Consider the following 14,645-nt stretch of genomic DNA (forward strand, 5'->3'; position numbering starts at 1 on the left):
ATACATGAAATCAATTTTTTTAACGGTAGGTCTGTTCGTTACAACAGTCTTAGTACATGCTCAGCAGAAATTTTCATTTGCGTTTTTTACAGATTTACACCTTAATACCAGTGCAGAAACACATTGTTTTGAAGGTCTGGATAAAGCTATTCAAAATGCCAAAAGCAAAAAAGTAGACTTCGTGCTAAACGGTGGAGACAATGTGGATGTTGACGCTTATAAGGCCGAACAGTTGCCTTTAGCGAAGAGCATGTTTCAAAAGTATAAGGATCAAGTGGATGCATCGAAGCTGAAATGGTATTATGCCATTGGCAATCACGATCGTTTTTGGCATTATGACGGAAAAGATGGGGCGGGCCTTTTCGAATCGGTTTTCGGAAAGAGCTACCACAGCTTTGTGCATAAGGGATGGCGTTTTATTGTGTTAAACTCTACGGAAATATGCAATGGCAAATACTGTGTGAGTGAGGAACAGCAGGCCTGGCTGAAACAGGTACTTGATGAAACTCCAAAAACGCAACCAATTATTGTTGTTGCACACGTGCCGTTTTTGTCTTTGTATTATCCTGTATTGGATGGTCACTATACTGATGCCGATACATTTACCAACCAAAAAGCGATTTTGGATCTATTTGGAGGATACAATCTGAAGCTTGTTTTACAAGGACATCAGCATCTCTATGAAGAAATCAAGGTGAAAGGTGTACAGTTTATTACAGCAGGAGCGATCTGCGCAAGTTGGTGGGGTGGAGCCTTCAATGGTACCCAGGAAGGATACTTAAAGGTTGATATCAACGGCGACCAGTTTAAGTGGGAATACATTGATTACGGCTGGACGGTGAAAGGAAAATAAGAGCATCATCCTATCTGGTAGGTAGTTTAAAATGATCGCCCGCCCACTTCAATGTGTGGCGGGCTTTTTTTGCAATAGCGGCAAAAATCCGACTGTAATGTGCTCTATGCTAAGTAAAAATAACATAGGTCTTTGATAAGATTAGCGTGGTTTAGGAAAGAGATTCGGCCTTTCTTTGTTTTTGATGGACATATTATAAAATATGAGCCTTTAAACCAAAAACTAAAAATTATGAAAGAAATCTTCAAAAAGCATCTGCGGTTGCTCGGAATTGTCTTCATGTTACTGCAGTCCTATACTGTTTTTTCCCAGGTTAAAATATCGGGTACGGTAGTTGATTCCCAATCAAAAGTTCCCCTTGTTGGTGCTACTATTACCAATGTTGGGAAGGGTAATAATTCGGTTAAAACTGATGCTAGCGGTAAATTTACCATTGCTGTAAATGATGGTACAAATCTCAAGACAATCATGCTTGGATATCAAGAGCTGATAGTAACGGCTCGACAGGGTGTCGTTATTGAAATGGTTGCATCTACTATTGAGTTAAATGAGACGGTAGTTGTTGGTTACACAACCCAAAAGAAAGGACTTCTGTCGGGATCGGTGGCTTCCGTTAAATTTAAGGAAACAGATGTGGAGATTCCGACAACATCAGTTGGAAACTTATTAGCAGGACGTATGGCCGGTTTATATGTGTCGACACCGAGTGGTAAACCTGGAGAACAACCAAATATCCGGATTAGAACTGCCAGTTCATGGAACGCTTCACCAACCCTCTATGTGATTGATGGGAAAGTGACCATTGACGCCGCTGAATTTAATAATTTAAGTCCCAATGAAATTGAAGAAATTTCTATTTTAAAAGATGCTGCAACAACAGCAGCATACGGTGCTCGTGCAGGTGCAGGCGTGGTATTAGTGACGACCAAGCGTGGTAAAGCGGGCCGGGTAGCCATTAATTATTCTGTAAATACAGGAAAGGATGTCCGTGGGAAAAATATGGAACTAACCAACATTATGGAATGGGGACAGATCCAAAACAGAATCTGGGGCGAGGCAGGAGGACCAGCAAATACGCCTTGGACTGAAACTGCAAAAGCTTATTTTAAAGACACAGATTTTGGTGGCGGTGTGGGATATGGTTTTGACCACTTAAAAGATGTCTATGTAAATCCTTCTACCACCACGCATAACTTAAGCGCGACAGGAGGTACTGACAAACTTCAATATTTTATCGGAGCTTCTTATGTAAATCAAGAAACTTTTATCAAGAATACGAACGAAAAAAAATACAATGTTAGAAGTAATATCACCGGAAATTTAACCAAAAACCTGTCTGTGTTTGCAGGCTTAAGCTTAAACAATAATAAATTCAACGCCCCTGAGGGAGATTGGTCTGGAGATATGTTTCCCAAATTGTTATTATGGCAACCTTATATGCCATCTTTTACTGCGACAGGTTTGCCAGTAGACTATTTCTGGATTTCCAATAAATCTGGTGAGGCCAAAGGTCTTTCCGGGTATAATAGATCGGAAAGTTTGAAAGCGATAGCAAATTTGAATCTAACCTATAAAATGCCATTTCTCGAAGGCTTAAGCGCTAAAGTAGGATATATCAAAACCTTCAATAATAGCAATCAGAAAATATATTCACACCCTTTTACATATTACCAATTAGCACAGATAGAACCCGTCATATGGGATTTGAATAATATCGTAGGGCAGCGTCTTACTTATCACACACCGAGTATACAAAAGCTAGCTTCCTGGAATCAAGAGGAACAGACAAACTTACAACTGAACTTTGAAAGAGATTTTGGAAAACACCATGTGAATGCGGCATTGGTTTACGAACGTCAGGAAAGAAGTTATGACGGTATAAATGCAACCATCAACGGTTTTCCAATCTATATGACGGATCAATGGTGGGCCTCTACTGGGGGATCGGGAGTTGTAAATGGTACTGCTACCAAGAGTATTAGTAACACGTATGGTTTTCTGCCGACAGTTGGACGTAAATCCTATATCGGACAATTTGCCTACGATTATGCAGATAAGTATGTCGCTAATTTTGCCTATCGTTATGATGGTTCGGCCAATTTTCCAAAAGATAAACGTTGGGGATTTTTCCCTTCTGTTTCTGCAGCTTGGGTGATTTCTAAAGAAAATTTCTTTAGTCATGTAAATGGTGTCGAATCTTTGAAAGTAAGAGCATCGGTCGGATTGACCGGTAATGATTTCGTCGCAATTGATCCAAATGGAGGAAGAGATGATGCAAATGCCAAACGTTGGCAATATGAAGATAAATATGTAAGCGGAAACAGTGCTTTTTTCGGTGAGACACCGACACTTAATCCAGGCATAAGATATGATGTTCTGCCAAATGTAGATATTACCTGGGAGAAATACCTGAACAAAAATTTCGGTGTTGATATTAGTTTCTTGAAACATTTCAATGCCACGGCTGAATATTGGGCTACGCGTACCTATGATATTTTAAGCACAAGAATCCAGTCTACTCCACCAACATTCAGCCGACCGCTACCGTCTGTCAATTATGGGGAAATGAAAGCGAATGGCATAGACCTTAGTTTAAACTATTTTAACCGGACAGGAGATTTGAATTATAATGTTGGTTTAAACTTTACGTATGGTGATTCATGGTATGTAATACGAGATTTAAATATAACCTATGACTATCAGAATTTGATTGGTAACGGGCGGTCGGCAAATATGATTACAGGTTATACCGTAGATCATATGCTTCGGACGCAGGCCGATGTTGATGCGCTGTTGGCTGCTCATCCAGGATATAATTTTAAGGGTAATGCTCCTAAGCCTGGACAATTTGCCTACAAAGATTTTAATGGAGATAATACCATTAATGAGAATGATATCACGGTATTGAATAAAAGCAATAATCCTAAAGTCTTTGGACTAAACCTGGGTGCAGATTGGAAAGGCCTAAGTATTACCGCGAATTTTAACGGTTCATTGGGGTATAAAAAGTCGTTTAACAATTTGAGTGGCGGTGTAGAATGGAACCGGATGTGGCGTCCCTGGGCGAATGAGTCTTGGAGCCCTGAAAATACAGACGCTTGGTTGCCTTATCGCTATAGTGCCAATGACGATGTAAGGACTGTCAACACAAGTGGAAGTAATTTTTGGTTGGCTGATGCCAGCTTTGTCCGTTTGAAATTTTTGAATATTGCCTACAACCTTCCACAACATTGGTATAAAAAGTACGCGGATAAGATCCGATTCTATGTGTCGGGTTCTAACCTATTTGTGATCAGCAAATTCAATAAGAAATTCTATGATCCTGAGATGGACGGGGGGACTTCATTCCCGATTGTTAAATCATTCAATGCTGGGGTCAGTGTAACATTCTAAATCTTAACATTAAAGGAAATTAAAATGAAATATGTAAATAAATTTAAATTGGCTTTTTATGGGGTTCTACTCACTGTATTAGGAGCTTCATCTTGTACAAAAGGACTGGACTATGAGAATACGGGCGCTATAAATCCAAAAAATGTCTGGACAGATTCGGTATTGATCAAGGCATACTTGAACGATATATATGGCGGTCTTATGCCTGACTGGCAGCTAGGAAGTGGTGCGGGTGCGGATGAAGGTATCAATGGATCAGGAGGCAACCTAGGTAGCTTTCAACAGGGAATAGTTGATGTTGCAACCAATTTTACAAGATTGGATTATACCTATATTGACAAAGCAAATTATTTTATGGATCAATTAGCAGATCTACCAGAAACCGTAATCAGTGGGGGTACCAAAAGTAGGCTTATAGGCGAAGCTAAATTTTGGCGAGCCTGGAAATACTGGGATATGGTCAGTTCAATAGGTGGAGTACCTTTGATTCTACATACGCAGGATGGTAGTGATATCAATTCACTGCGCGTCCCACGTAGTAAGACTTCTGAATGTGTTGCGCAGATTATAAAGGATTTGGATGAAGCTGCTGTTGCGCTACCTCCAAATTATAGTGGAGCTGACTATGGTAGAATTAACCGTGCTGCAGCTCTAGGCCTTAAAGCGAGAATCCTTTTATGGTATGCTAGTCCATTATTTAATGCGACAAATGATCAAGTGAGATGGACCAACGCTTATAACGCGGCTAAGATGGCAATACAGGCGGCAGATGCTGGCGGGTTTGGCTTGTTTGAAAATTATAGGCTAATCTGGTATTCACGAAATAAGGAGCAGATTATGACCAAACAGTATTATTATCCGGATAACTACATGAATTTTGCGCCAATTAGGCCTATCTCATTTACGAATGGAAGCACAAATAATGATCAACCTATATTACCTTTGTTGATTGCTTACCCCAAAAGAGATGGTAGCCCAATGCAATTTGATCAAAATCAATTGTCAGATCCGGCCTATAACAAGCAATTTTTAACAGATTTTTATACCAATCGCGACGATCGTTTTTACGCGACGATTTGGTGTGGCGGTACCGTGTATCCTACTCCTGACATTAATGTGCTTGGTATGACAGCACCTCGGTCGCGCACTTATTGGCAAGCTTGGACCTGGAAGCCGACAGCAACACCGAATACTGTGCTCCCAGCTAGAGATGTGAATATGTTTTCAGGAATTTCACCATTGGTTCAAAATGGTGATGAAAATGGTGTAACAGGATTTTTCCAACGCAAAGGCTTAGATACTTTATTGGACAGAAATGCACTTGTTGGAGTAGCTGCTAACGCCAAAAGCTGGTTTTCACCAATGCGATATGCTGAGCTTCTACTCAACCTCGCTGAGACGGCAAACGAGACAGGGCGTAGTAATGAAGCTTTAAACGCATTGTATGCTATTCGTAAACGGGCGGGAATTGCTCCGGGAGCAGCTACAAATTATGGAATCAGTGCAATTGGACAAGGTGACATCCGTAATGCAATTATCAATGAACGTCAAGTTGAACTTGCCTTTGAAGGGTTTAGATACAGTGATTTGAGACGATGGAAACGTTATGATATTTTGAACACTCAGAATACGAGAAAAGGACTATTATTGATGTTAAATAAGGGCGAGGCGCTACCTGGGAACACCGATAACATTATGAACGCTGCTGTGCGATCGAAGTTCTCAGCCGTCCTTATTCAAAACTTGGATAAAACGGGCTCTACGAATCAATCCTATAAGCTTAGCCTCAATCATTGGTTCAATTCGCTAAACCCAGCACAGATTTCGATTGAACCAGATCAGTTGCCACAAAATAAAGAATGGGGTGGAACCTTTGACCCATTACAATAGCAACGATTTATCTTTTGTGAATTTGAATATGTTCGGTATCGGTTCATAGAAATCAAATTTTAAAATAATAAAATGGCTTGTACATATCAGTTGTACAAGCTTTTTTTTTCAATGGTTCCAATTAAAACTTGCCTCTTAGAGTTTGAACGAACTGCTTTTTGCCATAAGGAGCGGAGAGGAACAGTCCTCGCCAGCGTAATCTTTTTTTCTGGCTTTGCCGATGATGTTAACAATGTAACCACGTTCATCGATGGTCAAGGTCATGTATTTTGTGCCGAATTTGAACAGGGGGCGAGATGCTCCATAGGCACTTAAAAGAAAAAAAAAGCCGATAGAAAGAATAAGATTTTAATACGTTTCATATTGATTTATCCAAGGAATGTTTCTTATGTTAAAGCCTAAATATTGAGTCGTTTGAATGCGGCATACCCCTAGTGCGAACATTAAAATTGGAAAATAAAAGGGCACTTTTTTTTATTATTCTTATTTCCTGATTAGGGATAGGCGATGTTCAGTCGTCTTAATAAAAAATAATCGATATTTGATATAAGATAAACCTACTATTATCCATGAAACGCAGAAAATTTTATTGTTCTTGTCTCCTTGTGCTCACGACCTTTTTTGCCGTTGGACAGACACCGAATGATGCTGTAAAAAATGATGCTGTACAAAAGGTACACCTGATCTTCAAAACACATCTCGATATCGGATTTACCGAACTTAGTTCTGTTGTAGAGCAGCGTTATATGAACGAATTTATTCCCAAAGCTATTGCTGTGGCTGAAAAGCTTCGGAATTCCGGAGCCAAAGAGCGGTATGTCTGGACCACAGGCTCTTGGTTGATTGCGACTTACCTGGAACAGGCGAGTTTGGAAAATAAGGCAAAATTAGAGGCTGCAATTCGTCGCGGAGATATTGTGTGGAATGCAATTCCCTATACCGTAGAATCTGAATCCCTCAACAAAGCCTTGTTTGGGACAATGTTGCAATTATCCAGGAAGCTGGATCAAAAATATGGTAAACAAACAAGAGCCGCAAAGATGACCGATGTTCCGGGGCATACCAGAGGAATTGTTCCCTTGCTTCAAAAGAGTGGAATAGATTTTTTGCAGATCGGTGTGAATCCTGCAAGTAAGGTTCCTAATGTACCGCCGTTGTGTCGTTGGAAAAGCCCTGACGGAAGTGAAGTAACCTTGATGTACCAAAAGGATTATGGTAGTGATATGATATTGCCTGATGGAAAGACGGCTATGGTCATTGTTTTCACCGGGGATAACCACGGACCACATACCGTACAACAGGTCAAAGAAATCTATGCGTCTATTCAGAAGCGTTACCCTAATGCTGCATTACAGGCTTCGACACTGAGTGATGTAGCGGCGGTTTTGCGTCCCATGAAGGATAAACTTCCATTGGTGACACAGGAGATTGGCGATACCTGGATACATGGTTTCGGAAGTTCTCCCCTGATGATGGCCCGGTTTAGAGCTTTGTCCAGGTGTTATGAAACTTGGGTGAAAGATGGACGTATCCATCCAAATAGCGATGCTGCTATTCGATTCGCCATCAAATTGGGCTTGGTCGCAGAACATACCTGGGGATTGGACGTGAAAACTCACCTCCAACATTGGGATACTTATCGTTTTACTGATTTTCAAGCCGCCTTGAATTTACCAGCGTTTAAAAAGATGCAAGCATCATGGGCCGAAAAGGAAGCTCATATCAATCAATCGTTGCAATATCTGCCTAAAGACCTGCGTACCGAGGCCGAAAATGTTTTACGGCAATTGGCATTAGTCCCTAAACCTACTTTTGAAGGAGTGGACGCATCGCAGCAATTTTCAAACGATGGATCGTTCCAGCTGAATAAAGGGGGCTTTCGGATGAAAATGGGAGAGCTCAGCTATCAGAGTTTTTCGACAGCTGATTTTGAACGTTTCAGGGATTCCTACATCACCCAAAAAGTAGACTGGGCAATCCGGGATTTTGGAAAACCGGGCCTGACTCCGGACATGGCGGAAAGCCGAACCTTATTGGCTACTCTTCAAAAATCAGTCTATAATAAAGCTAAAAATGAGCTCTACAGCCAATTGAGTTTAACTGGGACTGGGAAAGTTGAACAACAGGTTTTACCCAAACAGATCTATAGCAGTTACCGTTTCGACGATAAAACAAAGCATATCGAACTGAGTTATGCTTTGGTGGATAAACCTGCCAATCGTCTCCCGGAAGCTTATTGGTTAAGCTTCTATCCGGAAGGTGTTGTGGACATGCTCGTGGAGAAAGTAGGTCAGCCTATGCGCGTATTGGATGTTATTGAAGGTGGGAATAGACAGATGCATGGACTAGACCATTATGTAGATATTGTAACGGATGCAGGTAAAATTCGTATCCGAAGCAAAGATGCCTTGCTGGTAGCAATCGGCAAACGGGATTTGTTGAACTATTCCACAGATCAACCTGATTTACATGCAGGCCTGCACTTTTGTCTCTATAACAATGTTTGGGGAACAAACTTTAGCATGTGGTTTGGTGGAACAGTGAATTATAGGTTCGATATTGAACTGATCCCGAATAACAGCAAATCGACTTCTATAGGGTCGTCATCCAATTGAAATAAACACCATGAATGATTATTTATACATGAATAAATTAGATACGCTGAAAAATATTACTTTGATAGCCGGCCTGTTGATTGCTGGATTTGGAAATCCTGTCGTGGCGCAAGAAGTAAAAACGACTCTGACACAGGTACATTTTGACCAGCAGGGTTTCTATACGTCCATTAAGGTAGATGGTAAAGAGCTTTTGGAGGCGGGTAAATATCCGATTGTATCTGTCTATAAAGACAAAAAAATTATACAACCGAAAGCGCTAAAGGTTAATGGCGATCGTTTTTCGCTCACGATGGAAGATGGACAAGCTGTGGAACTGAAGGTGGGCCAACAAAAGGAAGCAATAACATATGAAGTCCTCAAGTTGTCACCTGCCTATAAGTTGTTGGTTTTTGGACCGGTTAAGATCAAGCTTCATGAAGTGGTGGGGGAAGTGGTTGGTGTGGCCCAAGGGGAGGATCTCGCATTCGGTATGCAAGCATTGCATGTTAAAACTGTAGCAGGTATTCCCGAAGATTATGTTGAGGCATACAGTACAAAATTTGGCTACCAAGGACAGAATAGCAATCTTTCGGTGGCCAGTATTTCCTTTGGTCATTTTGCAGCAGTAGATGCCGGGAACGGAGCCGTGTTTCAGCTGTCGGCCAAGAATAGAAGTACCAAAGAAGTGCAAAGTGTCAAGGGGCTAAATCATATGGTGACTTTGCCTGTTGAAGGTGCCGATGGTTTAATTATAGGGGCCAAAGTGGCACTTTTCGGAGATAAAAAAAGTCAGATATTGTCACGGATAGGAAAGGTTGAAGTGGAGCAGGGTTTACCCCATCCAATGATTGCGGGTGAATGGGCTAAGGTATCTCGTAACGCTATGGGCTCCTATTTGATCACCAATTTCTCTGCGGCCAATCTGGATTTTGCACTGGAAAAAACAAAACGTGCGGGATTTAAAAATCTCTACCATCCCGATCCATTCCTGAACTGGGGGCATTTTGAATGGCGGAAGGAATTGAGTACAGAATCCGATGCGGGTATGAAGAAGTTAGTCGATAGGGCTGCGCAACAGGAGATTAATATCGGTATACATACGCTTTCTAATTTTACGACAACAAACGATCCTTATGTGACACCAGTCCCAAGTAAGCATTTGTTAAAACAAGGTGAATTGAAACTTACTACCGCACTGGACGATAGCCAACAGCAGATTATAGTAGAGAATACCGAGTTATTTTCGCTGCCTTTGACACTCAATACACTTCAGATAGAAGACGAGCTGATCACGTATGGTAAGGCCGAGAAGAGCGGCGAACAATGGGTGTTGACAAACTGCGTACGTGGTGCTTTTGGTACGTATAAGGCAAGTCATGGGGTAGAAAAAGTCGTTTACAAATTGTGGGACTATCCCTATAAGACTTTATTTCCAGATTTAACACTTCAGGACGAGTATGCCAAAAGATTAACGGATATTTTTAATAAAACCGGGGTGAAACAGATTTCATTTGATGGTCTTGAGGGTTGTATGTATACGGGGCAGGATTACTATGCAACGGGCAAATTCGTTTCTGATTTCTATCAAGGTCTTACGAATAAAACTGATCTGATCAACGATGCCAGTCGTCTCGATCATTACTTATGGCATATTCACACGCGGATGAACTGGGGTGAACCCTGGGGCGAGGAGATGCGTGCTGGACAGGTTGAAAATCGAATCAAGAATCAGGCTTATTTTCAGCGGAATCTATTTCCGCGAATGCTTGGCTGGTTTTTGGTACGTTTAGCGGATCGTAAATTTGAGGCTACTTCCCTCGAAGATCTCGAATGGGCACTCTCCGAATCTGCAGGTTTTGACTCGGGATATGCCATGAGTATTGATATGAAAACTTTACAGCAGCATGGACAGATCGATCAGCTCTTAGAAAGCATGAAAAATTGGGATCAATTGCGGCTTGCCGATGTTTTCACGGCCGAACAAAAGCTCAGGTTGAAGGATCCAAAGACCGAATGGCATTTGGAGAAGATGGATGAGACCAAATTCATGTTGTATCCTTTATTTGTCTCCAAAAGATACCATTGTGACCTCTCTTCGATGCAGCCGGGACAACCTGGGGGAGCAGACTGGTCATGGGAATCTCCGGAAGAGAGTTCATTCGCCTTACGGATAAAATTAGAAGGTGACGGTATCATCGAAAACCCATCTTTTAAAACGGATAAGGGAATTGTCAAAATTTTTGGGAAATTAGAAAAGGACCAATATATCCTGTTGGATCATAAAGGAAAAGCAACATTGACAGACAAGAATTATGGTTTTATTGCTGATCTGACTGTACAAGGGACTGCCATCCTGCCAAAAGGCGGTTCCGCAGTAGCATTTTCTTGTGATACAAACAGCGAGGAAAAACCTGAGGTCATTGTAAGGTACAATACTCGCATGACTGGAGAACCATTGAATTTAATTAAAAAATAAAAGTACAAAAAACGATCATGAGCATAGCGTGCAATGCTGTATGGAATAGATTACTGAAGTTGCTTTGTTCATGATAAAACCGAATTACGCTAATATGAATACGATCATAACGAAGCGCTATGGTAAGTCATCCACGAAGCTGGGGCTTACTTTGGCTTTGACACTATCACTTTTTGGACAAGTGTCGGCACAGCAGGTATGGAGTCCTGACAATGGTAATGGTACATTCACCAATCCATTGTTATGGGGCGACTGGCCCGATCCTGATGTGATCCGCGTGGGGGACGATTTTTATATGATCTCGACGAGCATGCATTATGTGCCTGGAGCTCCGATTGTGAAATCCAAAGATTTGGTTAACTGGGAAATGGTAGGTTATGCCGTGGATCATTATGATGAAGATCCGCGCTACAATATGGAGGGCGGCACATTGTATCTCAATGGTTCATGGGCAGCAACCTTAAAGCATCACAATGGGAAGTTCTATGCTGGATTCTGTACACCGTATGGTTGGGGACGTGAAAAGGGTAATTTCTCGATCTGCGAAGCGGATAAGCCAGAGGGGCCATGGAAGCGGACAATCTTTCCTGAATACCTGTATGATCCCGGATTGTTCTTTGATGATAACGGTAAAGTTTATGTCGTACATGGTCAAGGTACATTATACCTAACAGAGCTGAATGAAGATGTTAAATCTGTCAAGAGTCATAAAGTTAAAATCTGGCAAGGTAGCTTCAAGAATGCGAACGAACTTGGTGGTCATTTTGGAATGGAAGGAGCGCATATGTACAAGATCAATGGCAAGTACTATATCACCTGTCCGGCGGGTGGAACACAGGGCTGGCAGATCTGCTTGCGCTCAGATAATATCTATGGACCTTATGAGCATAAATTGATTCTCAATGATAACAGTTCCTATCCTGATAACGGCCTACATCAAGGTGGAATGGTGCAATTGAAAAACGGGGACTGGTGGTTTATTATCATGCAAGATCGTGGTGCCATAGGTCGGGTTCCCCATCTTTTACCTGTCAAATGGGAGGATGGATGGCCAATGCTGGGAACCGGTAACAAGGACGTGATTACCTATAAGAAACCAAATGTCGGAAAGACTTATCCAATAAAAACTCCGGCTACGACCGATGAGTTCAATGGTACAAAACTAGGATTGCAATGGCAATGGAATCATAACCCTGACAATAGCAAATGGTCACTTCAAGAACGTAAAGGATATATGCGTTTACATGCCGCCCATGCTGATTCTTTGAAAACCGCCCGCAATACGCTGACACAACGGGTACAGGGACCAAGTTCAGAAGGTACTGTTGAAATCGATCTGAAAGGATTGAAAAATGGTAATGTGGCCGGCTTTGGCATCTTTGAATTCCCATATGCTTTTGTGGCTGTGGAGCAGGTCAATGGCAAACGTAAAATTATTATGAGCAATGATGACAAGATTATCGAAAGCAAAGAAAATTTTGATGGCGATAAACTATGGGTGCGGGCACGCATTACTGATAGGGGGGGCATTGCAAAATTTTATTATAGTACCGATGGTGAAAATTTTTATGTCATTGGAAATGATTTAACGATGCAACTAGGGCTACCTTGGACAGCAAATCGTTTTGCATTGTTCAATTATAGTAAAACAGCAGAAGGGGTAGATGGTTATGCCGACTTTAATTGGTTTAGGTTTACCAATAAGTAAGGCAAAGCCTATTGTGTAATAAATGTATAAGAGAGCCTAGTATCATTTGACGATACTAGGCTTTTTTTTCAGAAAGTGTCTGATGTTATTGGCCCGAGAGAATCTTCAGTTCGCTATCATAGTTGCAGGTGTCTGCGAAATCGTGAAGGTTTTGTTTTTTGCAAACAACATAACTATCCTGATACAGTTTTGGCAATTACAATGACTTTGAGTAAGTTTAAAGAAAGAGCCACAATAAATAAATTATGTCGATCGTTGACAAGCAGACCTTAGCGGATTTAAATGTTACCAACAATAGGTATAAGGATATGGTCGATTTTTTCGATTGTACAGTTACGCTAGGTGGACGGGATATGTTATTTGGTTATTTTCTTGAACCTCTTTCCTCTAAATGGGAAATAGAATGCAGACAGCATTTAATTCTTTTTATGCAAGAAGTTGAGATTTCGGGTCTACTGGATAAGTATATGATGCAGGATCTTGAGCAATATTTGTCTCTGCCGCAAGAACCCTATTCACCTTCGAGGGCTACTTATTATCTCGAAATGGTGTCAACGAATTTTTTGTCTTTGGATTTTAAAAAACGCGAGATACTTGTTAAGCGATCTATTCACGAAATAGCAAAGATCACGCATGGACTTGCTATTTTATTAGAATCTGCAAAATCAGAAGGTCATACTTTAGCTATTCTCAAAGCGTATGGTAAACACATCGATTGTGTTTTGGAAGAAATCGATCGGGATGAGTTTATACAGTTGCTGAATAACAAATTTTCTAAGGAGCTGATGATCAAATACGATTATCTTTTTAGAAATATAAAACGAAATACAATACGTGAGATTTTCGATGTTTTGTATCATTTGGATGCCTTATTCAGTGTAGCAAAAAGTATCAAAGGAAAGAATCTTGTTTTTCCTCAGATTGAGGAAAAGACAGGGGGAGAGGATATGATCACCATACGTGGAGCTTTTAATTTATTTATCGAAGATGCCATTAAAAATGATGTCGAAATAAATAAAGAAAACAACCTTTGGTATTTGACTGGAGCAAATATGACGGGCAAATCTACCTTGTTGAAGACAATTGGAAGCTGCGTTTATCTGGCACATCTTGGTTTTCCGGTTCCAGCGGATGCGATGAAGACAGTACTTTTTGATGGAATATCGACCACCATAAATTTAGGTGATAATATAAATGCAGGTGCAAGTCACTTTTTTAACGAAGTATTACGGGTTAAACATTTGGCGGAGTTATTGGCATCCGGTAAGCAAATGTTTATTCTCATGGATGAGCTATTCAAGGGGACAAACCATAGTGATGCCAGTGAAGCAACCCTGGAGTTAGTCAACTCTTTGAAAGGATACAAGAACAGCGTATTCTTATTGTCCTCACATATTACAGAAATTTGCCCTATACTGTATAAAGATGGTGTTGCGCTGAAATATTTGGGGGTTCAGCTGGATGAAAAGGAGGGAATTATCTTTACATACCGACTTTTGGATGGTGTTGCCGAAGAAAAGTTAGGCATGTGGTTATTGCATAAAGAACGGGTATTTGAGATACTTCGGAAAGTCAATTTGGAGACAGGACAAAATTGAATCCTTTGGATCGTATTCGGATTGTGTTCGTATCAGTTTAGTAAGGAGAGTTATTTGCTTTAGATATTGATCAATCTCAAAATAGAAAAAATCTGTTTTGGGATTGATCAATATTTTTGTCGGAATCAGG

At 40.9% G+C, this 14,645-nt stretch carries 7 protein-coding genes; all 7 read left to right on the forward strand.

Annotated features, from left to right (window positions below; all coding sequences use genetic code 11):
- The first annotated feature begins 4 nt into the window (after positions 1 to 4).
- The 7 genes from HS960_RS02065 to HS960_RS02095 all read left to right on the forward strand — a co-directional run bounded on the left by HS960_RS02065 (position 5) and on the right by HS960_RS02095 (position 14,515).
- Positions 5 to 853, forward strand: coding sequence for a metallophosphoesterase family protein (locus HS960_RS02065; RefSeq protein WP_182331137.1), 849 nt, complete (start codon positions 5 to 7; stop codon positions 851 to 853).
- Between the two features lie 231 nt (positions 854 to 1,084).
- Complete coding sequence (locus HS960_RS02070) at positions 1,085 to 4,246, forward strand: SusC/RagA family TonB-linked outer membrane protein (protein WP_182331138.1); 3,162 nt, start codon at positions 1,085 to 1,087, stop codon at positions 4,244 to 4,246.
- A gap of 24 nt (positions 4,247 to 4,270) precedes the next feature.
- Positions 4,271 to 6,136 carry a RagB/SusD family nutrient uptake outer membrane protein gene (locus HS960_RS02075; RefSeq protein WP_182331139.1) on the forward strand — a complete coding sequence of 622 codons (1,866 nt, stop codon included), beginning with the start codon at positions 4,271 to 4,273 and terminating at the stop codon, positions 6,134 to 6,136.
- Between the two features lie 569 nt (positions 6,137 to 6,705).
- A complete protein-coding gene (locus HS960_RS02080) occupies positions 6,706 to 8,751 on the forward strand; it encodes a DUF5054 domain-containing protein (protein WP_182331140.1) in 2,046 nt (681 codons plus the stop codon).
- A gap of 10 nt (positions 8,752 to 8,761) precedes the next feature.
- A complete protein-coding gene (locus HS960_RS02085) occupies positions 8,762 to 11,209 on the forward strand; it encodes a hypothetical protein (protein WP_202883737.1) in 2,448 nt (815 codons plus the stop codon).
- A 94-nt stretch (positions 11,210 to 11,303) separates the two neighbouring features.
- Positions 11,304 to 12,917, forward strand: coding sequence for a glycoside hydrolase family 43 protein (locus HS960_RS02090; RefSeq protein WP_182331141.1), 1,614 nt, complete (start codon positions 11,304 to 11,306; stop codon positions 12,915 to 12,917).
- Between the two features lie 245 nt (positions 12,918 to 13,162).
- Entirely contained in the window at positions 13,163 to 14,515 is a 1,353-nt protein-coding gene (locus HS960_RS02095) for a MutS-related protein (RefSeq protein ID WP_182331142.1), read from the forward strand.
- Positions 14,516 to 14,645 lie beyond the last annotated feature (130 nt).

The sequence above is a fragment of the Sphingobacterium paramultivorum genome (genome assembly GCF_014109745.1).
GTDB lineage: Bacteria > Bacteroidota > Bacteroidia > Sphingobacteriales > Sphingobacteriaceae > Sphingobacterium > Sphingobacterium paramultivorum.